The 24,260-nt window shown below is 36.7% G+C and carries 25 protein-coding genes; 6 read left to right on the forward strand and 19 right to left on the reverse strand.

Going from position 1 to position 24,260, the window contains the following annotated elements; translation table 11 throughout:
* Nucleotides 1-13: 13 nt before the first annotated feature.
* The 19 genes from AB1278_RS20735 to AB1278_RS20825 all read right to left on the reverse strand — a co-directional run bounded on the left by AB1278_RS20735 (nt 14) and on the right by AB1278_RS20825 (nt 17,018).
* A complete protein-coding gene (locus AB1278_RS20735; protein ID WP_429816749.1) occupies nt 14-175 on the reverse strand; it encodes a bacteriocin-like protein in 162 nt (53 codons plus the stop codon).
* A gap of 125 nt (nt 176-300) precedes the next feature.
* The gene (locus AB1278_RS20740; protein ID WP_411414637.1) at nt 301-1,026 is read right to left on the reverse strand and encodes an XAC2610-related protein; all 726 of its coding nucleotides are present in this window, start codon (nt 1,024-1,026) and stop codon (nt 301-303) included.
* A 118-nt stretch (nt 1,027-1,144) separates the two neighbouring features.
* On the reverse strand, nt 1,145-3,640 hold the full coding sequence (gene paaZ / locus AB1278_RS20745) for a phenylacetic acid degradation bifunctional protein PaaZ (protein WP_429816752.1): 2,496 nt from the start codon (nt 3,638-3,640) through the stop codon (nt 1,145-1,147).
* Nucleotides 3,641-3,743: 103 nt separating this feature from the next.
* Nucleotides 3,744-4,571: an alpha/beta hydrolase gene (locus tag AB1278_RS20750; RefSeq protein ID WP_202840505.1), complete on the reverse strand. Its 828-nt coding sequence runs from the start codon at nt 4,569-4,571 to the stop codon at nt 3,744-3,746.
* Nucleotides 4,572-4,629: 58 nt separating this feature from the next.
* Entirely contained in the window at nt 4,630-5,208 is a 579-nt protein-coding gene (locus AB1278_RS20755; RefSeq protein WP_202840503.1) for a transposase, read from the reverse strand.
* A gap of 76 nt (nt 5,209-5,284) precedes the next feature.
* On the reverse strand, nt 5,285-5,878 hold the full coding sequence (locus tag AB1278_RS20760; RefSeq protein ID WP_202840501.1) for a transferase hexapeptide repeat family protein: 594 nt from the start codon (nt 5,876-5,878) through the stop codon (nt 5,285-5,287).
* An 87-nt stretch (nt 5,879-5,965) separates the two neighbouring features.
* The gene (pcaF, locus tag AB1278_RS20765) at nt 5,966-7,171 is read right to left on the reverse strand and encodes a 3-oxoadipyl-CoA thiolase (protein WP_429816756.1); all 1,206 of its coding nucleotides are present in this window, start codon (nt 7,169-7,171) and stop codon (nt 5,966-5,968) included.
* A gap of 89 nt (nt 7,172-7,260) precedes the next feature.
* A complete protein-coding gene (locus AB1278_RS20770; RefSeq protein ID WP_202840497.1) occupies nt 7,261-7,674 on the reverse strand; it encodes a PaaI family thioesterase in 414 nt (137 codons plus the stop codon).
* Nucleotides 7,675-7,683: 9 nt separating this feature from the next.
* Nucleotides 7,684-7,992 (reverse strand): hypothetical protein, encoded by a 309-nt coding sequence (locus AB1278_RS20775; RefSeq protein ID WP_202840494.1) that lies wholly within the window; start codon nt 7,990-7,992, stop codon nt 7,684-7,686.
* 92 nt (nt 7,993-8,084) lie between these two features.
* Entirely contained in the window at nt 8,085-9,218 is a 1,134-nt protein-coding gene (locus tag AB1278_RS20780) for a 3-hydroxyacyl-CoA dehydrogenase NAD-binding domain-containing protein (RefSeq protein ID WP_137905310.1), read from the reverse strand.
* Between the two features lie 106 nt (nt 9,219-9,324).
* Entirely contained in the window at nt 9,325-10,125 is an 801-nt protein-coding gene (locus AB1278_RS20785) for an enoyl-CoA hydratase/isomerase family protein (RefSeq protein ID WP_062672201.1), read from the reverse strand.
* Nucleotides 10,126-10,267: 142 nt separating this feature from the next.
* Nucleotides 10,268-10,732, reverse strand: a complete 465-nt coding sequence (gene paaD / locus AB1278_RS20790; protein ID WP_202840492.1) for a 1,2-phenylacetyl-CoA epoxidase subunit PaaD — start codon at nt 10,730-10,732, stop codon at nt 10,268-10,270.
* Between the two features lie 3 nt (nt 10,733-10,735).
* The gene (locus AB1278_RS20795; protein WP_202840490.1) at nt 10,736-11,545 is read right to left on the reverse strand and encodes an alpha/beta hydrolase; all 810 of its coding nucleotides are present in this window, start codon (nt 11,543-11,545) and stop codon (nt 10,736-10,738) included.
* A 6-nt stretch (nt 11,546-11,551) separates the two neighbouring features.
* Nucleotides 11,552-12,301 carry a 1,2-phenylacetyl-CoA epoxidase subunit PaaC gene (gene paaC, locus AB1278_RS20800; protein WP_202840487.1) on the reverse strand — a complete coding sequence of 250 codons (750 nt, stop codon included), beginning with the start codon at nt 12,299-12,301 and terminating at the stop codon, nt 11,552-11,554.
* 69 nt (nt 12,302-12,370) lie between these two features.
* A complete protein-coding gene (gene paaB, locus AB1278_RS20805) occupies nt 12,371-12,652 on the reverse strand; it encodes a 1,2-phenylacetyl-CoA epoxidase subunit PaaB (protein ID WP_002981782.1) in 282 nt (93 codons plus the stop codon).
* A gap of 111 nt (nt 12,653-12,763) precedes the next feature.
* Nucleotides 12,764-13,702, reverse strand: a complete 939-nt coding sequence (paaA, locus tag AB1278_RS20810) for a 1,2-phenylacetyl-CoA epoxidase subunit PaaA (RefSeq protein WP_110010672.1) — start codon at nt 13,700-13,702, stop codon at nt 12,764-12,766.
* Nucleotides 13,703-13,787: 85 nt separating this feature from the next.
* Nucleotides 13,788-14,873 carry a 2Fe-2S iron-sulfur cluster-binding protein gene (locus tag AB1278_RS20815; protein WP_202840485.1) on the reverse strand — a complete coding sequence of 362 codons (1,086 nt, stop codon included), beginning with the start codon at nt 14,871-14,873 and terminating at the stop codon, nt 13,788-13,790.
* On the reverse strand, nt 14,873-16,189 hold the full coding sequence (locus AB1278_RS20820) for a phenylacetate--CoA ligase family protein (protein WP_202840483.1): 1,317 nt from the start codon (nt 16,187-16,189) through the stop codon (nt 14,873-14,875). The genes AB1278_RS20815 and AB1278_RS20820 overlap by 1 nt, the downstream gene beginning before the upstream one ends.
* A gap of 250 nt (nt 16,190-16,439) precedes the next feature.
* Nucleotides 16,440-17,018 (reverse strand): TetR/AcrR family transcriptional regulator, encoded by a 579-nt coding sequence (locus AB1278_RS20825; RefSeq protein WP_429816766.1) that lies wholly within the window; start codon nt 17,016-17,018, stop codon nt 16,440-16,442.
* A gap of 367 nt (nt 17,019-17,385) precedes the next feature.
* Between AB1278_RS20825 and clpB the strand changes: the two genes are divergently transcribed.
* The 6 genes from clpB to AB1278_RS20855 all read left to right on the forward strand — a co-directional run bounded on the left by clpB (nt 17,386) and on the right by AB1278_RS20855 (nt 24,147).
* On the forward strand, nt 17,386-19,977 hold the full coding sequence (clpB, locus tag AB1278_RS20830; protein ID WP_343641140.1) for an ATP-dependent chaperone ClpB: 2,592 nt from the start codon (nt 17,386-17,388) through the stop codon (nt 19,975-19,977).
* A 320-nt stretch (nt 19,978-20,297) separates the two neighbouring features.
* Nucleotides 20,298-21,302: a zinc metalloprotease gene (locus AB1278_RS20835; protein WP_343641138.1), complete on the forward strand. Its 1,005-nt coding sequence runs from the start codon at nt 20,298-20,300 to the stop codon at nt 21,300-21,302.
* A 247-nt stretch (nt 21,303-21,549) separates the two neighbouring features.
* Complete coding sequence (locus AB1278_RS20840) at nt 21,550-22,071, forward strand: hypothetical protein (protein ID WP_429816769.1); 522 nt, start codon at nt 21,550-21,552, stop codon at nt 22,069-22,071.
* A gap of 26 nt (nt 22,072-22,097) precedes the next feature.
* Nucleotides 22,098-22,745, forward strand: coding sequence for a hypothetical protein (locus AB1278_RS20845; RefSeq protein WP_411414641.1), 648 nt, complete (start codon nt 22,098-22,100; stop codon nt 22,743-22,745).
* Between the two features lie 92 nt (nt 22,746-22,837).
* A complete protein-coding gene (locus tag AB1278_RS20850) occupies nt 22,838-23,509 on the forward strand; it encodes a sensor histidine kinase (RefSeq protein WP_238349623.1) in 672 nt (223 codons plus the stop codon).
* Nucleotides 23,506-24,147, forward strand: coding sequence for a response regulator transcription factor (locus tag AB1278_RS20855; RefSeq protein WP_110010663.1), 642 nt, complete (start codon nt 23,506-23,508; stop codon nt 24,145-24,147). The genes AB1278_RS20850 and AB1278_RS20855 overlap by 4 nt, the downstream gene beginning before the upstream one ends.
* Nucleotides 24,148-24,260: the final 113 nt, after the last annotated feature.

The following is a 24,260-nucleotide window of genomic DNA, read 5'->3' on the forward strand; positions in this document are numbered from 1 at the left end:
AAGTTAAAAAAGTCTAAGAATCCGCACAGATATAACATGCTCTTGCAATATCAGGCCATCTTCCGGGAAGACAACATGTTCCGGGAGGACAAGGGTTAAGCGTACAAGACCAGTTTGGCCCGGCTCCTTTAAGAGATCTCAACTCATGTCTTGAAAGTTTTTTTAAGTTTTTCATAGTGGTTTGTTTTGGTGTTCTCTCCTACTCTGTATGCTTTTCGGATTTCGCCTATTAAAGTTAGTAATTTTTCAAACAAAAAACCATAACTAACTGAAATAATGAATATTTCAATTTATATAAGACTAATATTCTAAAGGCTTATAATTTCTAAAAACCTTATAAAGATCCTTATCATTTCCTGTGAATACTTTTTCTTCAATAACCTTAAACTTGCCTGTAGAATCTTTTTCTTCCACCACTATTTTATCAGAAACATCTACCCGTGCAAATTCATCCAGAGAATCTTTTTTAATTTTTAGAAATACTGTTGTGATAGAGCCTGTTAAAATTACAGAATTGATACACTTTAGTTTTGAATTAAAACTCAGGTTTGGATAATTATCTGAATTTTTGATGTGGATAAAATTTTTATTTTCCGGTTCATACACGAATAAAGTCATTACGATATTTCCCCCTCTTCCTGCGATTCCACTTTGATACGTCACATCATTAAAGCCATCATTATTAAAATCACCAATTTGAACATCTAAACCCGTTACTCCATCTTTGATAAATTTAAAAGTATTTTTTAATTCCCAGGTATGAAACATAGATCCTTTACTTTCTACCCAAATATCTTTTAGATCATAAACATTCAAGGTTACAAATACATCACCATTCTTAATATGTCTAAATTTTTCAAACTCTACTTTAGTTTTACCTTTTCTTCCCACATTCAGACTGTCAACAAATTTTTCTTCAGAATAATAGCCGTCTTTATCTTGTTTTAGATTTCCCGAACAGGAAAAAAGAAATAAAATTGAAAAAGCCCAAAAGACAATGTTAAAAAAGGTTTCTAATGATTTCATGATTAAAAATTTTCTGATTTTATTACTTATGTTAAGGTTTCAAAACTTGGCAGGAGTTATTAAAAAGTCCCTTTCGGTTTAAACCGGAAGGGACTCTAAATTTATATTTTATTTTGAATTAAATCAATCCAAATTGTTGGAAGTGGTGTGTAAAATGCTTTTTGTGCATCAGTTCCCACATTTCTTTATTCAGTTTTCCGAAAACGTAATTCATGTGCTCTGCCTGCGGGTTGTCCTTGTAGTAGATCACAAATTTCTTCAGGTTATCCATGAATGACAGTTTTGCTGCTTCCAGATTTTTATGTTTGGGTTCCGGAAGTGAACCATCCTGAGGAAGGAAGGGAGCTGTGAATTCTTTTGGCATTGCTCTGTGATTGTAAAGAGAATCCTGCCATTTTTCAAGATTTTCTTCAGGAGTGAAACATTTTTCTGCTTCGGGTTCTCCAAAACTTACCAATACAGCCTGTTCCAAATGCTCAACCATCTGCTGCGGAGACATTTTTCCCCAAAGCGCAGGAGTACTTTCCGTTAATCCATTCAATATTTTCTGAACATTTTTCAAATTCAGATCAATGAAAGGAGATTGTTTTGCTACCAGTGTTAAAATTGTTGCCACGCAAACTACCTCATCTCTTTGGTTTACAACTTCAACCAGCCATTTTACAACACCTGAAGGAATATTTCTTCCTTTTACTCCTCTGTTGATTTTCTCTTTTGCTGTCAGATAAACAGTGATCGTATCTCCGGCATATACAGGCTTGAAGAAACTACATTCTTCTAATCCGTAATTGGCAATAACAGGCCCTTTTTTACCTGAAACGAATAATCCCGCTGCTGCTGAAAGAATGAAATATCCGTGAGCAACAGTTTTATCGAAAATAGTACCTGTTAAACTTGTAGCATCTGTATGGGCATAAAAATGATCCCATGAAACATTGGAGAAGTTAACGATGTCTGCATCAGTAACTGTTCTTCCTGCTGTTTCTAAAGAGTCTCCTACTTCTACTTCCTCAAAATATTTCTGGAAAGGATGTTTGTCTGAGAATTTTTTCTCTGCTCCCTGCTGATAAATCTTAGTGATTGCTTTTAATACATCCGGTGATCCCTGAATAGCTGTTTTCTGTAAGAAGAAATGAAGACCGCTAAGTCCACCCATTTCTTCACCACCTCCCGCTCTACCAGGACCTCCGTGCATCAGTGTCGGAAGTGGAGAACCATGACCTGTGCTTTCTTTAGCGTTATCTCTGTTCAATACAAAGATTCTTCCGTGCTGAGAGGCCATTTTCCACGAAGTTTCGGCGATAAAGTTTTCGTCATGAGAAACGATAGATCCTACCAGACTTCCTTTTCCTCTTTTTGCCAGTGCAGCTGCTTCTTCAGCATCTTTATACGGCATCAATGTAGATACCGGTCCGAAAGCTTCTACATCATGAGAGATATTTTTTTCAAAAGGTTTGTCGTTCAGGAATAGTTTCGGACTCATAAATGCCCCATTTTCATAATTGGCATCTACCAGCTCGTGTTTTCCGTCATAGACAAGTTCTGTTTCTGATTTTAATAGATTTACTTTTCTTAAAACTTCTTCATACTGCTGCCTTCCCACCAAAGATCCCATTTTGGTTTCTCTGCTTAATGGGTTTCCGATTTTTGTCTGATCTAAAGCTTTAGACAAAGCATTCTGAACATCACCGATTAAATGTTCAGGAACAATAATTCTTCTGATCGCTGTACATTTCTGTCCTGCCTTCGTGGTCATTTCGTTGCGGACTTCTTTGATGAATAGATCGAATTCCGGAGTTCCCGGTTTGGCCTCTAGTCCAAGGATAGAACAATTCAACGAATCGGCTTCCATATTGAAACGAACGGCATTTCCTGCAATAGAAGGAAGTGATTTCAATTTTCTTCCCGTGTGAGCAGAACCTGTAAATAAAACAGAGTCTCCATCCTGAACATAATCAAGAATATTTCCCGGCTCTCCACAAACTAACTGAACAGCTCCTTCAGGCAATACTCCACTTTCAATCATATCCTGAAATACCGCATTGGTAAGGTAAGATCCGAAAGGAGACGGTTTTACAATAGAAGGAACACCCGCCAGCAAGGAAGTGGATAATTTTTCCAACATTCCCCACACCGGAAAGTTATAAGCGTTAATCTGTACAGAAACCCCTTCACTTGGCGTTAAGATATGGGTTCCCAAGAAAGTTCCGTTGGCAGAAATCTTCTGAGTATCGCCATCTACCCAAAATGAAGTATTGGGAAGCATTCTTTTTGCCAACCCGGAATAGGTAAAGAAAGTTCCGAAACCTCCTTCGATGTCCACCCACGAATCTATGTGGGTAGCTCCTGTTTTGTATGATAAATCATAATATTTTTTCTTTCTTTCTAACAGGTAAAGTGCTACTTTTTTCAACATTTCTCCACGATCGTAGAAAGTCATTGAAGAAAGGTTTTTATATCCTACGGTTCTTCCGTAGTCCAGAGCCTGTTCAAAATTAAGTCCTTCTGTATCGGAAACAGCTACCTGTTCTCCTGTAACGGCATTGTACAAAGGAATTCCGTTTCCGGTACCTTCTACCCATTGTCCGTAGATATAGTTTTTTAACTTTTCCATAAAATATTTAATTTATCAATGTAGAAGTGTAACAGTTTACCAATAATTGTTTGCTGTGGATTTATTGTTACATTTTTACATTGGTATATTGTTACATTTATTTTTATTTCGGTTCCTGATAAGGAAACATTTTCACCAATCCTTCATATAAACTTCTGTGAAGAATGGTTGCGTGATTGTCTGTTTCCATCATTTTATATTCCAATGTCCAGTTTTTCTTTCCTGCTTTTTTTAAAACATCATAGAAAGCTTCAGCATCTTTTACCATCACCGGATGTTCTCCTTTCCCTACAGAAACATAGACAAACTTTTTAGTATCCGTAGATTTTGAAAGCAGTTGTAGAGCCTGTTTTAAAAGGCTTTCATCATCCCACCATAAGCTTGGACTGATGATAAAATAGTTATCAAACATTTCCGGATTTTTCAAAAGGATTTCCGTTGCCAGAAGCCCTCCCAAAGACTGACCGAAAAGGTATTTATCTGTAGTTTTAAACTGACTTTCCACGTAAGGCTTTAGTTCTTTTTCAACGAATGCAATAAACTTATCTGAATGTCCTGTTGTAGGATAGTCTTTTTGTAAGTCTTTCAAATCCGTGTGAAATGTAAAATCTCTTTTTCTGTCTACATTAGCAACTCCCACCACAATGGTTTCCGGCATGGAATACATCTGATTAAAGAATTGTACTAATCCTGTCACATGAATAAAATCTTCATTGATACTTCCATCCAAAAGATAAATTACCGGATATGATTTTGTTTTGTCATATCCCTGCGGAAGATAAATATTCAGCGTTCTGTCTTCATTTAATGTTTTGGACTTAATGGTCCTCACTTCTCCGATGGTAAGCGGTTTTGTAGCAACAGTCTGTGCTGATAACGTACACGCCACCGCAAACATTATGCTGCATGCAAGTGCAATTTTTTTAATCATATTTATTTTTGTTAAACCCAACGGGTTTTTGAAACCCGTTAGGTTTGATTATTAGCCATTATTCAAAATTTAAAAAGTCATATTCAACAGTAGATTGATGATAATTTTTAAAAACCTCTACCGAATCAAAATACGGCATGATTTCTTCTCTATTCAATTTACTTCCTTTTTCAGGATTTAAATATGAATTATACGAAGAATGCTTCCATTGGTCAATTTTATTTACAAATCCGTGATTAACCGGATTATTATGGATGTAATGGAGAACTTTCAATAAATATTTCTCATCTGATATTTTCTTTCTTTTTACCGCATTCAGAAAAAGAGCTCCTTTTCTATTATATTTTTTGTTGTAAGCTTTAGCATAAGCATTCAATAAATTACCAAAATTCTTCATTAAAAACTGATGCTCATTTTCACTATTCACATCATCAAAATTCTTAAATCTTAATAACAAATGAAAATGATTAGGTAACAGACAGTAGGCATAAATATCAGCAACCGGAAGAATATACTTTTCTATCTTTTCCAGAAAAAATTGATAATTTGAGGGTTCACGAAAAATAACTTCAGTCCCATTTACATGAGAGAAAATGTGATAGGTACCTTCAAATTCAAAATTTTCTGTATTAATCATTTTAAATCTGGTATTAATTTAAACCTAACGGGTTTTAAAAACCCGTTAGGTTTGATTATCAGCAATTAAATTCATCCTATTTTATATCATCCCAGATACTGTAATCCACAACTTTAGTCGGAATCTGCTGAACATATTCTGTAAAAGGCTCACAAGGAAGAATAGCTTCTTTTCCTTCCCTTGCCAGCTCCTGATATAATTTTGTTCCTTCTGTTTTCCAGTGAATCATTTCATCAGAAACATCACGGATCACTTTTGCAGGGCTTCCTACCACCAGTTTTCTTGGTTCACATCTGAAATTAGCTGGTACAAAAGCCAATGCTCCTACAATACTTTCATCACCAATATAAGCTTTGTCCATTACAACGGAATTCATTCCGATCAGGCAGTTTTTGCCGATGTGTCCTGAATGAATAATCGCGCCATGTCCGATATGTGCAGATTCTTCCAGGATCGTTTCTATATTCGGGAAAACGTGAAGGGTACAGTTTTCCTGTACATTGGCTCCGTCTTTAATAATAATTTTACCCCAATCACCGCGAATGACCGCATTGGGACCGATATATACTTCCTCACCTATTTCAACATTCCCGATAATGACTGCCTGCGAATGAATGTAGGCGGAGGGCTTTATAATGGGACGAATCCCGTGGTATGAGTAGATGTTCATTTTTTTAATTTGAAAATCTGAGAATGAGATAATCTGAAAATTAATAATGTCTTTCAACATTCTCAAATTAGCTCACTTTCAAATTAATTATACTTTTTCAATGACCATTGCATATCCTTGTCCGACACCGATACAAAGGGTACACAATGCATACTTTTTATCCTGCTTCTGAAGCTCCATTGCTGCAGAACCTACGATTCTTGCCCCGGAAACCCCAAGTGGGTGGCCGATGGCAATAGCACCTCCGTTCGGGTTTATTCTTGAATCATCATCTTTTAAACCTAAGCTTCGGGTTACAGCCAGTGCCTGTGCTGCAAATGCTTCGTTTAATTCGATGATATCCATATCTTCCAGGGAAAGGTTTAATCTTTTCAATAGCTTTTGAGTGGCTTCTACCGGTCCGATTCCCATAATTCTTGGTTCAACACCTGCCACGGAAGATCCCAGAATTTTTGCTTTGGGTTTCAACCCATATTTTTTAACGGCTTCTTCACTTGCTAAAATCAAAGCAGCGGCTCCGTCATTCATTCCTGAGGCGTTTCCGGCAGTTACCGTTCCTTCTTTTCTGAAAGCGGGACGAAGTTTGGCCAACCCTTCCATCGATGAAGTTGGTTTAATAAATTCATCTTTTTCGAAAACGATCGGATCACCTTTTCTCTGAGGAATTTCAACTTTTACAATTTCTTCTGCCAGTCTTCCGCTTTCCTGAGCTTTTGTCGCTTTCTGCTGAGACCAAAGGGCAAATTTATCCTGATCTTCCCTGTTGATCTTGTGGATATCTGCTAAGTTTTCTGCAGTTTCCCCCATTCCGTCAACTCCATACAGTTCTTTCATTTTAGGATTGATGAAACGCCAACCGAAAGTAGTATCAAACATCTGGCTGTCTCTCCCAAAAGCAGCGCTTGGCTTTGACATCACATAAGGAGAACGCGTCATATGCTCTACTCCTCCTGCAATATAGATTTCTCCTTCTCCTGCAGCAATAGAACGGAATGCATTGGCTACCGCAGACATCCCTGAAGCACACAATCTGTTAACAGTCTCTCCTCCAATTTTGTAAGGAAGACCAGCTAATAAAAGCCCCATTCTGGCAACGTTTCTGTTATCCTCACCCGCCTGATTGGCACATCCGAAAATAACATCCTCAATTTCCTCAACAGGAACTTCAGGGTTTCTTGCTACTACTTCTTTAATAACAATAGCAGCCAGGTCATCGGCTCTTACTTCTGATAATCCTCCCTGCAGTTTTGAAATGGGAGTTCTGACATAGTCTATGATGTATACGTTGTTCATTTTTATTTGCTTTAGGCTTTAAGCTATATGCAATAGGCTCTATCAGCTTCAAAAAAGCTTACTGCCTATTGCTTCAAGCTTACTGCTTATTATAATTCTGTTACTTTTTTCCCTATTTTGTAAACTGTTCCTACAAATTTTGCAATCAGTTCTTTGTTTTGATTGGTAATCTGAATGTCATAAACAGCGGTTTTTCTTGTATCATTTACCAAGACACTTTCTGCTCTGAAAACATCACCTTCCTTTCCTGCTTTGGTAAAATTGATGATACAGTTCAATGCTACTGCGGCATCTCCTTTATTGTTGGAAGAAAATGCCAGCGCAGAGTCTGCAAACGCAAAGGTAACTCCGCCATGAACTGTTTTAAGTCCGTTCAGCATATCCTTCTTGATTGGCATTTCTATTAAACAGTAATTTTCTTTTACTTCAATCATTTTAATATTCATCCACTGGGAAAAATAATCCTGATTGAACATATAATCTGCAACTTGTCTTGGATTCATTTCTATTAATTATATGTTTGTTATTTCTTCATACAGCTCATCGGATAATCTGTCGTAAACACTCATTGTTTTGCCCAGAATGACTTGCTCATATGAAAGACTTTCTGAATCTGATGAATTTTCAGAGGGATATGAATCATTCAAATCAATCCCGTTTTCATTGGCCAGTCTTTTGATCAGCTCTTTATATTTCTCATTAAATTTTCCTAAAAGCTCAAGTCTTTCCTGCTCATCAACGGAGGAAGCTTCCTGAGTTAAATACTGTTTCTCAATTAAAAGTCTGGTCTCCAGTTCAGCCCTGAATTCATCTATATTCATTATTTTTTTAAATGTAGCAATTTAACAATCTATAAGTTTAGCAATGTTTATAAAATGATTGTTCCATTAATAAACTGATACATTGGTATATTTTATAATTTACGAAGCAAGGGACTTTGTCTGTATCTTTCTTCCTGATATTCTTCGTAAAGATTCTGAAGGGTTTCGGAGATTTTTGCATATCCGATTTCTTTACCCCAGCTTAATAAACCTTTCGGATAGTTGACGCCTTTCTGCATGGCCAGCTCGATATCTTCGTCATTGGCAACGCCTAATCTTTTGGCTTCAACAGCTTCATTGATCAGCATTGAAATGATTCTTAAAAAGATCTGTTGATATAAAGCTTCGTCTTTCCGAGCTACAGGTTTTTCTGCTCCTTCGCTGTAATCGTAAAAACCTTTTCCTGTTTTTCTGCCGTGAAGTTTGGCTTCAGACATTCTTTGCTGTAATAAAGACGGCTTGTATTTCGGATCGTAGAAATAATCTTTGTACACAGTAGTTGTTACCGCAAAATTCACATCAACTCCGATAAGATCCATCAGTTCGAAAGGTCCCATTTTGAAATTCCCCAGCGTTTTCATGGCTTCATCAACCTGTTCAGGTGTTGCAATGTTTTCTTCAACAATCCTAAGGGCTTCCCCATAGTAAGGTCTGGCAATTCTGTTGACGATAAACCCGGGAATATCTTTGGCAATAACAGGAGTTTTCCCCCATTCTTTCATGAGGTTGTAAATTTTTTCTGCTAATGTTTTTTCTGTTAATAAGGATGGAATAACTTCCACTAAAGGCATCAATGGAGCCGGATTAAAAAAGTGAATTCCGATGAAACGCTCCGGTTTTTTGAGTTCTGCACCAAGAGAGGTGATAGAAATAGATGAGGTATTGGAACTGAGAATACAGCTTTCAGAAACATAGTTTTCAAGTTCTGTAAACACTTTGGTTTTGATCTCTTTGTTTTCGATAATGGCTTCTATAATCAGCTCACAGTCTTTGAAATCCTTCAGTTCTGTAGCAATGGAAATATTAGCTAAAATTTCAGTCATTTTCTCTGCCGAAATTTTTTGTTTATCAACCAATTTGGTCAAGGTTTTTTCCAAACCTACCGTTGCCGTTTCTACTTGTTTTGCGTTGGCATCATAAACCCATACTTTGCATCCGTTCGTTGCGGCTACTTGTGCAATGCCGATTCCCATGGTTCCGGCACCGATAATTCCTACATATTTCATAATGTAACAGTGTATCAATGTAACAATGTAACAATCATTGTCATGCTGAGCTTGTCGAAGCATCTCATTGATAAACTGCTACATTGGTACATTGTTATATTAGTTCTTATTTTCCTTTATAATTAGGTTTTCTTTTCTGTAAAAAGGCATTTACTCCTTCAATGAAGTCTTCTGTTTCTGCAGCTTCCTGCTGAAGATCACCTTCCAGTTCAAGCTGTTCTTTCAATGTGTTGTTATAAGAATTGGCAAATGCTTTTTTCGTAAGCTTGATGGCTGCTGTCGGCATGTTTGCCATTCTTTCAAGAATTTCCATAGATTTCGGAACAAATTCTTCTTCAGTGAACACTTCTGCTACAAGGCCATGCGCTTTAGATTCTTCTGCAGATAATTTTTTACCTGTAAATGCTAAATAATTGGCTAATTGTCTACCTAGAAGTTTCGGTAAGAAGTACGTTCCTCCTGTATCAGGAATCAAACCGATATTTGAAAATGCCTGAGCAAAATATGCTTTCTCATTCGCTAGAACGAAGTCAGAGATTAACGCCAACATTGCTCCAGCTCCTACTGCAGGACCGTTTACTAAAGCAATAACCGGTTTTTTGCAACGGGTAACTTCCATTACTAATGGATTGTAATAGTCTACCACAATTTTTCTGATGATGTCATGATCATGGTGTTCTTTGCCTACTACAAAAGCTTCGTCCAGATTCTGACCTGAGCAGAATGCTCTTCCTCTTCCGGAAATGGCAACACATCTTACCGTTTCGTCTTCGCTGCACTCTTTAACAAAGTCTCTAAGATCTGATAAAGCCGGTTTTGTAAGGGCGTTCATCGTTTCCGGTTGATTAAGATATGCGATTTTCAGCTTTCCGTCAAAATGCGTTTCAATATCAAGTTGTGTATACATAGTTTTTATTAATTTATTATTTAACAACGCACTAATTTAACAATATAAATCAATGTAACGGTCTAATAATTTAACATTATAACAATTCCTTCGTTATGCTTTGCATAGCCGTAAAATTTGTTGTGTATGGGTTGATTATTCATCAATGACATTTAAAATAATCAAATGGCTCCAGGCAGTCTAAGCATTGATACGAGGCCTTACACAAAGTAGACCCGAATCTGCTGATCTGTTTGGTATGCTCGGAACCACAGCGCGGACATTTTTTCGGTTTTCCGATGTGGTGTTCGTCTGCTCCTTTTTCGGGAGGAGTGATTCCGTAAACACGGAGCTTTTCTCTCGCTTCATCAGTAATCCAGTCTGTTGTCCAGATCGGAAACATCTTGGTGACTACTTTTGCATCCCATCCGTTTTCTTTCATCATTTTGATAATATCCTCCTCAATGGTAAACATAGCTGGACAAGCAGAATAAGTTGGCGTAATCGTTACTTCACAAGAGTTCTCGCTGGTAATTTTCGCTTCTCTTACAATACCCAATTCCACAATATTGATTACCGGAATTTCCGGATCGGGAATGGTTTTTAATAAATCTAAAAGCTGATTCATATTTTATTTTTTATCAGAATCAAGGATTATTTTCATTGCTTTCTGATAATCTAAATTATCTGTTATGCCGTTGTGATACTGATCTTTTAATACAATCAGACGATCACCTTTTTTAAAGTTATTTTTAAGTTTTAAAGAGGCTTTATAGTTAATAACCTCATCTTTATCACCGTGAAAAATAACGACTGGTGACTTAACGGTTTTTAAATATTCACAAGTCTCAAAATTATATTTCAGCAAAAACTTCGGAAGGAATGAAAATTTCTGATTCATTTCATCTTCCATACTGTAATATGGTGCCTGTAAAATCAATAATCCTGCATTATGCATGGATGCTAATTTTGCAGCTAATCCTGTTCCTACAGAATATCCCAAAATAATAATTCTGTTTTCCGGATATCTTTTCAAAAGCTCTTTGTAGGCACTTTCAACATCCGAAAAGATCTGATTTTTATTATTAATTTTATCTTCACTTTTTCCGTAACCCCGGTAATCAAGTATCAAAGTATCATAATTCAGACTTTGATACAGCTGAACTACTACTCCCCAGCTTTTTATTGATCCTCCGTTTCCATGAAGATAAAAGATGACTCCTTTTGGATTTTGAGCTTTGAATAAAACAGAACTCAAATGCTTTCCATCCTGCATTTTAATGGGTACTTCTTCAAAATCACCATCAAATGTAAACTTGTAATTTTCGGGTAACTTTTCAGGATAAAAAATAATTTTCTCCTGATAGAAATAGATTCCAACACATAGTATCACATAGGCTGCAAGAAAAAAAGCCAATATCCCAAGAAGCAACTTCTTCATAATTTACTACCACGTACAGCCAGGATACGCTCTCTGCATATACTGAAGCTCACAAAGGATATATCCGAAATACTCTGTATGATATCCTGTTCTTGATTTGGGCTGCATGAAATGATTTTCCGGATATTCTAAACCAAAATCTGCAAAATCTTTCTTGGTAATCGCAAGAAATTCTTCGTAAAGCGCATCTGAATTGGGAGCAATATTCAAGGCAACAAGATCATCTTCACCTTCTGTTTTAGCAAAAAGACCTTTCGTATATTCCCAGATATTTTCTATAGCTTTTACCAGACGGGACTTACTTTCTTCTGTTCCCTGAGCAAAGATTTTCATCCAGGATGCAGCGTGTGTATAGTGATATCTTACTTCTTTCAGTGATTTTTGAGCAATGGCAGCCAATTCTTCATTAGCAGAGTTTGATAAAGCCTCATACATCAGTTTCTGATAGACAGATAATACGTATACTTTAAGAATAGTCTGTGCATAATCTTCATTAGGAAGTTCTACCCAATGGGCATTCACATATTCATGCTCATATCTTAAAAATGCGATATCATCTTCACTTTTACCGTTATCAATCATTCTCGAAGCGTAAACGTAAAAGTTATTCGCCTGACCTAGTTCATCCAACGCAATATTTGTCAATGCAATATCTTCCTCTAAGTAAGGACCTTCACCGCACCATTCAGACAGACGCTGTCCCATAATGAAACTGTCGTCTGCAAGTTTTAATAAATAATTATATAATGGGTTCATTATTTTAGCTTTTGGCTTTTGGCATGTAGCTTTTAGCAAATTGCAAGCAGCTAATAGCCATTAGCATTTTTACATATTTTTTACGTCGTTAGGAATCTCGTAGAAAGTTGGATGACGGTATAGTTTATCATCAGCCGGATCAAAGAATGCTTCTTTATCTACTCCTTCCGAAGTCACAATATATTTACTTGGAACAACCCAAACAGAGGTTCCTTCTTTTCTTCTTGTATAAACGTCTCTTGCGTTCTGCAAAGCCATTTCTGCTGTTGGTGCCTGTACAATTCCAACGTGTTTGTGAGATAATCCCGGTTTAGTCTGAATAAACACTTCCCACATATCTAAATTTGCCATAATCAAATTAATTTAACAATGTATCAATGTACCAGTTTAACAATGAAATGCTTCAACAAGCTCAGCATGACAATGATTGTTACATTTCTACATTGGTATATTGTTACATTATTATATTACTTCTTTTTGTTGTTTTTCTGCAAAAGCCGCCGCAGCTTCTTTTACCCAAGCATTCTCTCTTTGAGCTTTTCTCTTCGTTTCGATACGCTTTTTGTTGCAAGGACCGTTTCCTTTTAAGATTTCCATGAATTCATCCCAGGGAAGTTCTCCGAAATCGTAATGCTGTCTTTCCTCATTCCATTTCAGATCTTTATCAGGAATGGTTAATCCTAAGAATTCAGCCTGAGAAACGGTAACATCGATAAATCTCTGACGAAGACTGTCATTACTTTCTCTTTTTACTCTGTAGTTCATAGAGATTTTAGAGTTGGGTGAGCTGTCATCATTAGGTCCGAACATCATCAGAGCCGGCCACCAGAAACGGTTTAATGAAGCCTGAGCCATTTCTTTCTGTTGTTTTGTTCCACGGCACAATGCCATAAGAATTTCATACCCTTGTCTTTGGTGGAAAGATTCTTCCTTACAGATTTTCACCATCGCTCTTGAATAAGGACCGTAAGAATTCCCCATCAGCATTACCTGGTTCATAATAGCCGCACCGTCTACTAACCAACCGATGGCACCGATATCAGCCCAGCTTAGGGTAGGATAGTTGAAAATACTTGAATATTTTGCTTTTCCTTCCAGCATATCATCATAAGTAGCATCTCTGTCTGCTCTGATGCTTCCGTCTCCTAACGTTTCGGTAGCAGAATAAAGATATAAGCCGTGGCCTGCCTCATCCTGAACTTTGGCTAAAAGAGCCATTTTTCTTCTCAATGAAGGCGCTCTGGAGATCCAGTTGGCTTCCGGCAACATTCCTACAATTTCAGAATGCGCGTGCTGTGAAATCTGACGAACCAGTAGCTTTCTGTAATCATCAGGCATTACATCTTTTGGTTCTACTTTATTTTCTTCGTGAACGTATTGAACAAATTTTTCTAAGTCCATAATTTTTTCAATTTAACAATGTATTAGTCTAGCAATGTACCAATGATTGTTATATTGATACATTGTTATATTGTTACATTAATTTTTAAACATCATAATTAAGCATCACCACATTCGTTGTCGGGTGACATTGGCAGGTAAGAACATAGCCTCTGGCTACTTCTTCTTCGGTAAGCGCATAGTTTTTCTCCATGAAAACTTCTCCTTCCAGAACTTGTGCTTTACACGTACAACAAACACCTCCTTTACATGCAAAAGGTACAGGAAGATTGTCTTTCAATGCTTTATCTAAGATACTCTCTTTTTTAGAATTAAGGTGGAACGAATATTCATCGTCATCAATGATTACCGTTACCATACTTTCAATATTGGCAATGGCTTTGAATTCATCACTCATTTCCTCCGTATTTTCTTCATCCGGAGCGGTGAAATATTCAAATAATACCTGGATAGCAGGTACTTTTTTATCTTTTTTCAGATAGTCCGCAATCCCTTTAATCATTTCTGAAGGGCCGCAAATAAAATAAGTAGCTTCTTTTACATCAATATCTGTATATCTTTCAAACAGCTGCTCTAATTTTTCTGACGAAATTCTTCCTTCAAAAATAGGGTCCTCGTGTTTCTCACGGCTTACGAGGTAAATCACTTTAAGTCTTCCGTTGAAGTGCTCTACAAGTTTATCAATCTCTGCTTTTCTTAAAACATGATTCATGCTTCTGTTGCTGTAAAACAGATAAGCATTACTGTTAGGTTCCTGATAAAGACTTTCTTTAATATTGGATAATACAGGCGTAATTCCGCTTCCTGCAGCCAGGCCAACGTAAGTTTTTACATTGCTTGGGTGATATGAAGTATTGAAACCACCCATCGGAGGCATTACTTCCAGCACTTCATCCATGTGAAGATGTTCATTGAAATACCCTGACACCTTTCCGCCTTCCAGCAATTTCACCAATACTTCCAGCGTGTTGCCTTTTTCACTTGGAGCATTACAGATAGAGTAAGAACGTCTTTCTTCATTTCCGTTGATCATCATTCGGAAATTCAGATATTGTCCCTGCTTGAACCTGAACTTATCTTTCAGTTCTTCAGGAATTTCTACCGCCACATTCACTGCTTCGGAAGTATCTTTCTGAACTTTAACTGTTTTAAGTTTATAAAATGAATTCATTATTTTTTTAGTATTCTATTAATTTTTCCACCTTCGCACTTTGGCAGGCTGTCCTGAGCATGAACTTTTACTTTCGTAGTGATTCCTACTCTCTTTTTTATTTCGTTTTCTATGTTTTTCCCAAAGTTGCCGACAAAATTAAAATAATCATTGGTATTTGATTCTATTTTTTGAGATTTTACCAATTCATCATCTATTTCAACATCAATATCCAAAGCAATACACATGTGTTCTTTCTCTACAGGTGTTAAATAGTAATTGGGAACCACTCCTTTTACATAAGAAAAAGCATCTTCAATCTGGCTTGGGTATACGTTTACTCCTCTTACGATCAGCATATCATCTGCTCTTCCTACGATAGGTTTCATTTTCACCATTGTTCTTTTGGCATTTTCATCGTAGTAAAGACTTGTAATGTCATTCGTCCAGTAACGTAAAAGCGGCATTGCTTTTTTAGTTAAAGTAGTAATCACTAAAACCCCTTCTTCTCCAAAAGGAACCGGCTGTTTGGTAACAGGATCCAAAATCTCGGGATAAAAATGATCTTCCCAGATATAAGCTCCTCCCTTCTCTTCGAAATCCTCCATGGAAACTCCGGGACCGATAATTTCGCTTAATCCATAGATATTGGTTGCATGAACGCCTAATCTTTCTTCAATGTGTCCTCTGATAATCTCCGTCCATGGCTCTGAACCCAGCACAGCGTATTTAAGACTGATTTCATCTGCTGATATTCCTCTTTTTGCAAATTCATCTGCAATCGTTAAAGCATATGAAGGAGAACAGCAGATCACTTCCGGTTTAAAATCTACAATAAGATCTACCTGTCTTGCCGTCATTCCCCCTGAAATGGGAAGAACACTCATTCCCAGCATTTCGGCTCCGTAATGAAGACCTAATCCTCCTGTAAAAATCCCATAACCATAAGCATTATGTAACTGCATTCCCGGTTTAGCACCAGCAGCATTCAGTGATCTTGCCACCACTTCACTGAAAAGCTCTACATCTTCTTTTGTATATCCTACCACAGTCGGTTTTCCTGTCGTTCCGCTTGAGCAGTGAATCCGCTGAAGCTCATTTTTAGGAACCGTAAATAATCCGAACGGATAGTTATCTCTTAAATCCTGCTTGTAAGTAATAGGAAGTTTAGTGATATCCTCAATCGACCTTATATCCTGAGGGGATATTTGAAGTTCATCAAATTTCTTTTTATAAAATTCCGACTTCTCTCCCAAATAGCTGATCAGGCTAATCAACCGGTCGGATTGAAGCTGTCTCAACTGACCCAGCTCCAGATATTCAACTGAAAAATCCATAAAACTAACTAACATTTGTTAGGTGTAAATTTAAAAAGATTTCGGAAGCTGGCAAAATTTTTATGACTTTTGTCATATTTTGAATGGTTCTAAATAAGAAAAGTGCTTAAAATTATGTCCAATGTCATTCTGAGCGGAACGAAGTGTAGCGAAGAATCTCTTATTAAATACATAATTAAATAACATAACTATGAGATTCTTCCTTCGTCAGAAATCGAAGATTTGATGTAGTCAATGACAAACGGCGTGCTTATTTCTTCTGGTTTCCAAGCAGGCCGAAAAGAATTTTCTCTCTAATTTCCTCGGTAATTTCATCCGTAGAATCGCTGCTTCTTTTGAACCAGAAATAGGAATTATTTAAAGTATGAAGGATAAATCTGGTGGTAAATGATGGTGATTTCAGTTCCCAGTTTTCTGCTTTGTAGATCTCAGAAATCAGTTGTTCTACTTCCTGCTGGTAGTTTTTCCTTAATTCTACAAATTCGGGAAGCCTTTCCTCAAGATGTTTCCATTCATTGGAATAGATATGGGTAACATCACGATTTTTAAGAACAACAGATAAGTGTTTATCTAATAAGAGATTCAGTTTTTCTCTGGGAGCGATATTGGTATTTTTTACTTCCTGAAGTTCATCGAAAAACTCCTGAGCAATGCCAAAGCAAATCCATTCCAGAATTTCTTCCTTTGAACGGATATGTGCATACAGTGATGCAGCTTTGATATTAAGTTTTGTAGCCAGGTCTCGTACTGAGCTTCCCATATACCCTTTCTCTTTGAAAAGTTCTACTGCTACGTTGAGTATTTTTCTCTGTTTTTCTTTGAGTTCCATCTGGTAAAATGCAAAAGTAATTATTCTGATTTAAACTGTCGTTTTTTTGATCATAAAAAGAAAAAAGTCTTCATCTTCAGTTTAATCGTTGAGTTATTTATCTGCTATGACGATTTGTTCATCAATTGTAAAGAGATAATCACGAAACCGGAAAATTTGTCAAGTTAAATTTCCGTTAAAAATATAATATCCGGAAAATTTGTCCATTTTTTTTGTAAATTTAATAATTGAACAGTTTTTGCGATACAGTCATCGAATAAATGATTAAATAATTGATGGCATTAAGAAACTGAGCCTTAGAATTTGGTTTCTTGATGTTTTTTAAAAACTAAACTTAAAACGAATCATTACCAAAAATATATAAAATATGAACTTAAACCAATATACTGTAAAATCACAGGAAGCCATCCAGGCAGCACAACAGGTTGCGATGGAGTTTGGCAACCAAAGTATTGAACCTCAACATCTTCTTGAAGGAATTTTTCAGGTAGATGAAAATATTTCGCCTTTCTTATTAAAAAAATCTGAAGCAGATGCAGCATTAGTAAGAGAGCGCAACCGTGAAAATTTAGAAAAGCTTCCTAAAGTTCAGGGAGGAAATATTTATCTTTCACAATCTGCCAACAAAGTATTGCTGGACGCACCAAATATCGCTAAGAAGATGGGTGACGAATATGTAACGATTGAACACTTATGGCTATCTCTTTTGGACACCTCTTCTGAAGTTTCCAAAATGCTGAAAGATATGGGTGTAACCAAAAATCTGCTGGAAGGCGCAATTAAAGAATTAAGAAAAGGAAGTAAAGCTACTTCTGCAAGTTCAGAAGAAACGTATCAGTCTTTAAATAAATATGCTAAAAACTTTAATGAATTAGCAGCAGAAGGTAAGCTGGACCCTGTCATCGGACGTGATGAAGAAATCAGGAGAGTTTTGCAAATTCTTTCCAGAAGAACAAAAAACAACCCTATCCTTATCGGGGAACCGGGAGTAGGTAAAACCGCAATTGCTGAAGGAATTGCCCACAGAATTATCAGTGGCGACGTCCCTGAAAACCTGATGGATAAAACTCTCTATTCATTAGACATGGGAGCTTTGATCGCCGGGGCAAAATACAAAGGTGAATTTGAAGAGCGACTGAAATCTGTAGTGAATGAGGTAATCAAGTCTGATGGACAGATTATTCTTTTCATTGATGAGATCCACACTTTGGTAGGAGCCGGAGGTGGTGAAGGAGCAATGGATGCAGCCAACATTCTGAAACCTGCTTTAGCAAGGGGAGAATTAAGAGCCATTGGTGCCACTACATTGAACGAATACCAAAAGTATTTTGAAAAAGATAAAGCGTTGGAAAGACGTTTCCAGAAGGTAATGGTGGAAGAACCGGATACTGAATCTGCAATTTCTATCCTTCGTGGTATTAAAGATAAATACGAAGCTCACCACAAAGTAAGAATCAAAGATGAGGCAATTATTGCCGCTGTGGAAATGTCTCAAAGATATATTTCAGACCGTTTTTTACCGGATAAAGCCATTGACCTTATTGACGAAGCTTCTGCAAAGCTGAGAATGGAAATCAATTCCAAACCGGAAGAACTGGACGTTCTGGACAGAAAACTCATGCAGATGGAAATTGAGCTTGCTGCTATTTCAAGAGAAGGCAACCAGACCAAGATTGATCACCTTAAGGAAGATATTGCAAAAATATCCGAACAGAGAAATGAGATCAATGCCAAATGGCTGAAAGAAAAACAGAAAAGTGAAGATCTTACCCAGATCAAAAAAGATATTGAGTCTCTGAAATTAGAAGCTGAAAGAGCTTCAAGAACAGGAGATTATGCTAAAGTAGCGGAGATCCAATACGGAAAACTTCGTGAAAAGGAAGAAGAGCTTGCCAAGGTTGAACTCGAAATGCAGAATCATCAGAATGAACTGATCAAAGAAGAAGTGACTGCTGAAAACATCTCTGAAGTGATTGCTAAATGGACAGGTATTCCTGTAACTAAATTGCTGCAATCAGAAAGAGATAAGTTATTGAATCTTGAGGCCGAACTGCATCATAGAGTTGTGGGACAGGATGAAGCGATTCAGGCGGTTGCAGATGCGATCAGAAGAAACAGAGCCGGATTGAGCGATGATAAAAAGCCTATCGGATCTTTCTTATTCCTTGGAACTACCGGAGTCGGTAAAACGGAGCTGGCAAAAGCACTGGCAGAGTTCTTATTTGATGATGAGAACAATATGACCAGAATTGATATGAGTGAATATCAGGAACGTCACAGTGTTTCCAGATTAGTAGGAGCGCCTCCTGGATATGTGGGATATGATGAAGGCGGACAATTGACTGAAGCGGTTAGAAGAAGACCTTACTCCGTAGTGCTTTTAGACGAGATTGAAAAAGCACATCCTGATGTCTTCAATACATTACTTCAGGTTTTGGATGACGGACGTCTGACGGATAATAAAGGCCGTGTAGTGAATTTCAAGAATTCCATCATCATCATGACCTCGAATTTAGGATCACATCTGATTCAGGAGAATTTTGAGAATCTTACGGAGGAAAATCAGGATGAAATTGTGGATAAAACAAAAGACGAAGTATTCGATCTGCTGAAACAAACGCTCCGTCCGGAATTCCTGAACAGAATTGATGAAATTGTACTCTTCCAGCCTTTAAGAAAAAAAGAAATCGGAAAAATTGTTCAGTATCAGCTGAGAGGGTTTAATGAAATGTTATCTAAACGAAACATTATTATGACTTTCACTCAGGACGCAGTAGATTATCTGATGGACAAAGGATATGATCCTGCCTTCGGAGCAAGACCACTGAAGAGAGTAATTCAGCAGGAAGTTTTAAACAAACTTTCTAAAGAGATTCTTGCAGGAAATGTAAATGATGGAGATAGAATTACGCTGGATTACTTTGTAGAAACAGGTTTGGTTTTCCGACCTACTGAATAATAAAATAGTTTTTTTCATATACATTATTTTTGTAAGTAAGTGCTGTAGAATAATCTGCAGCACTTATTTTTTATACCAACATCTTTTTAAGCAATTTATTTTCAATAAATAATAATTTACATTTAATTTCAAATTTTTAGAAAAAATATCCCTATTAAAAAATCTAATCTGTAGCATATTTATTAAAAAACAATATTAATAATGTAAATATTTCATACAAAATAAAAATAAATTAAATTTAACATAAAATAATAACTGATTAATTAAATATATCATATTAAAATTTCACCTATATTCGTTTTACTAAAAAACGAGATTTTATGAAAAAAACAATTTTCGGAGTCTTAATCACACTCCTGGTTTCATGTAATAATAATGAAACAGAAAACATTACTCCAGGGAACACAAACGTGGAAGAAACCAATATCACAGCCGGCAAAGAGGCCTTCTGCGGCTCTGATATTCTCAGAAAAAAACACCTTGCTGAAGATCCTGCAGCTATGCAGCGAATGCTTCAGATAGAAAGCCAGACCGCAAACTATATCGAGCAGAAAAAAATGGGTAAAGTTTTGCCTGACGGAAGCGTAGAAATACCGGTCATCTTCAATGTCCTTTACACAAAAGCATCAAATAACGTATCAGATGCCAGGATAAATTCCCAAATAGATGTACTTAATAAAGCCTTCGCATCTACACATTCTGATATTTCCAAGATTCCCGCAGAATTTCAACCGGTAAATGCAGGAGATACCAAAATTAAATTCAGATTGGCGGGCATTAACAGAAAGTCGACAAAGACTTCCAGATGGGCACCGGATGATAAAATGAAAAAAGCATCTACAGGAGGAATGGACTCTACGGATCCTAACCAGTATCTGAATATCTGGGTAGTTGATTATATGCCGTATCAGTCCGGATATGTCTTAGGATATGCTACTTTCCCGGAAGATGCAGGACTTTGGAACGACGGTGTTGTTATGATGGACGATTATGTGGGTGAAGGTGGTCCTGATGCCACTCATAATCAGGGAAGAGTAACAGTACACGAGGTTGGACATTACTTAAATCTAAGACATATCTGGGGAGACGCCAACTGTGGTAACGATTTCGTAGATGATACACCTCAACAGATTACAAAACACTCCGGTGTACCAACTTATCCGAGATACGAAACCTGCGGAGGAGTTTCACGCTCTGTAATGTTTATGAATTACATGGATTATTCTGACGAAACAACATTGTTTATGTTTACACAACAACAAAACAGCAGAATGCAGGCTACCATTTCAGCATCCGGCCCTCGCGCAGGATTAAGAGTTCTGTAAAAAATTAAAAAAACAATATAAAAGGTCGCTTGTGAAAGGCGACCTTTTGTGTTTTGCCCCCGTATGCCTTTCAAAGAATTCAGATTGAAAGATTTTCTCCAAATTCCAACTTATTCTTTATAAAATATACAATCCGTAAAATCACGGTAAAAATAACAGTGTAATTCCCTATTAACAGATACATTTTCTACCATTATTTTTCCGAAATTTGCATATTAATTAAGTTTTATCCGCAAACCACTAAGCTATGAATACAGAATCAAACAATCCACTGGAACCTGGAATTATGTCAAACAGTCTTATCCAGGCTCTGATTGACAATTACCGTCAAAATCATCTCACTGCTATTAATACCGCCTTAGGAATACAAGATGCTCATTCCATCTGGTTTGATCTTCCTAAACTAAAAAGTTTTATTGCAAAGATCGAAGAAGAAGCTGCCAAAGTGAACCCAGCTGCGTCTTCAGAAGACTTAGGGATCAGATTTTATTATGCTACTTATCCGAAACAGGAAAACTGGTCTATCATGGATTCACATCCTGTTCCGACAGAATATGCAGGAAGACACACGCTGGTGATGGTCCCAACATTAAAAAAAGCCAATGAAACCGGAGAGCTTATTGATTATGATTTCAATCCTTTTCAGAGTGCTGAAGGAAAATCTTTAGTATTAGCAAACAAAGGTATGGGAGAAGATAGTGATACCGGTCTTGGAGAAAATAGTGGAACACTTATTCCGCCATCACCTCCGATGGGTACATCTTATTAATTACTATTCATAGTCTTAAATACAGTATGACTGAGATTCAAAAAATTTTTTCATCATTTATGTATTGGGGAGAAGCCTTTGCTGCTATAATCTCCCTGATTTATTATAATCGTGTAAAAAAACAACATTGGAAATATCTGGCAATTTATCTGATTCTTATTTTCCTGTGTGAGTCAGCTGTAAAATGGGGAGAAAAACCGCTTAAAATAGACAGGATAAATTTTCACAACTACTTTGTGATTCCACTGCAGTTTATATTTTTTTATTGGCTGTACGCAAAAGAGTCTTTAAAGAAAACAAAACTATTCTATATCTTAACGGGAGCATATCTTTTAACATATATTCTCAGGGCACTCTTTTTTCCGGAAAAGAAAGTCATCTTTTCATTCAATTATAATATAGGGTGTCTACTCTTAATGGCTCTGGTTATTATGGAGTATTATAAACAGGTTAATTCGTCTGATATTCTTAATTTCAGCAAAAACAAAATGTTTTATATTAATTTGGGAGTAACACTTTTTTATATTGCTAATATGCCATTTATGACGTTCAACTCTCTTCTGTGGAAATATATAGATATCTGGGATATTTATTTTATATATTTTCAGGTTTCAGGAGCGGTTATGTATATTTTATTTGCAAGTTCATTTATATGGGGAAAACAGAGCTCTTAATAACTATCATCTCATTCAATATCTTTTTTTTGATGTTTGTAATTGCCGTATTTATCTATATCCGGAATTACAGGCAACGAAAAAAAGAGTATTTGAATGAAATTGAAAGAAAAAATGAACTTCATCAGAGAGAGCTCCTTTCTACCCAACTGGAAATTCAGCAGGCCACCATGCAGCAGATCGGAAGAGAACTGCATGACAATATTGGTCAGAAACTTACCCTGGTAAGCCTCTATGTACAACAGATGCTTTATGAAAATAAAGTATCCGAAGCAAGTGAAAGAATTGATCAGGTTTCACAAATCATCAACCAATCTTTGCAGGATCTCAGAAGCTTGTCAAAAACACTTACAGACGACAATATCAACCAGAAGGAAATTGTAACTTTGATACAGGAAGAAGTAGACAATACCAATTCCTTTAAAAAGTGCCATGTAAATTTTGAGCATAATTTTAAACAACTGGACTTGGGCTTTGTTCATAAAAATGTTCTTCTTAGGATTACCCAGGAGTTTATTCAGAACAGTATAAAACATTCCCGCTGTAAAAATATTTTTATCAGCCTGAATACGTCTGAAGACATCCTTTGGGAACTTGATATTCGTGATGATGGAATCGGGTTCGATACTTCACAGATCAAATCCAACGGAATAGGCCTTACCAATATGAAAAACAGAGCGGAAATCATAGGAGCTAGTTTTCGTATGGAAAGCCGGGAAAATGCAGGAACCCAAATCAATATTATCTTAAAAAAGCAGTCATGAAAAAATCTATCGTAATTGTTGACGACCATATACTTATTGCAAAAGCCCTGGAAGGAATTATAGGTAACTTCAGTGAATTTGAAGTCATCTATGTAAGCGAGAACGGGAAAGATCTTATCCAAAAATTTGAAGAAGGCAATGCCATTCCTGATATTATTCTTTTAGATATCAGTATGCCTATTATGGACGGTTTTGAAACGGCAGTCTGGCTTACAAAAAACCATCCCGATATTAAAATTATGGCTCTCAGTATGCAGGGAGATGACAACAGCGTAATTAAGATGATTAAAAGCGGAGCAAAAGGTTATCTGCTGAAAAACACCCATCCAAGAGATCTGGAAACCGCACTTACCCGACTCAATAGTGATGGCTTCTTTTATCCGGACTGGGCTTCCAAAATTATATTCTCCAACCTGAACAAAGAGACTGAATCTGAAATGGCGATAAAAATTTCAGACAGAGAAAAAGAGTTTCTGAAATACACTGTAACCGAACTCAGTTATAAGGAAATTGCCGACAGAATGTGCTGCAGTCCGAGAACAGTAGAAAGCTACCGTGATCAGCTATGTGAAAAACTGGATCTTAAAACCCGCGTAGGTCTAGCCGTTTTTGCCATTAAAAATGGTTTTGCTAATTAAGTCTTTATAGTGAAAAAATTCTTTTAAAAAATAAATATAAACGAAAAGTATACACACAAAATAATCAAAAACTAAAAACGAACCAGTAGTTTTATCTAAATTGATTAAAATTC

This window comes from Chryseobacterium sp. NRRL B-14798 (genome assembly GCF_050470705.1).
Taxonomy (GTDB): Bacteria; Bacteroidota; Bacteroidia; order Flavobacteriales; family Weeksellaceae; genus Chryseobacterium; species Chryseobacterium cupriresistens.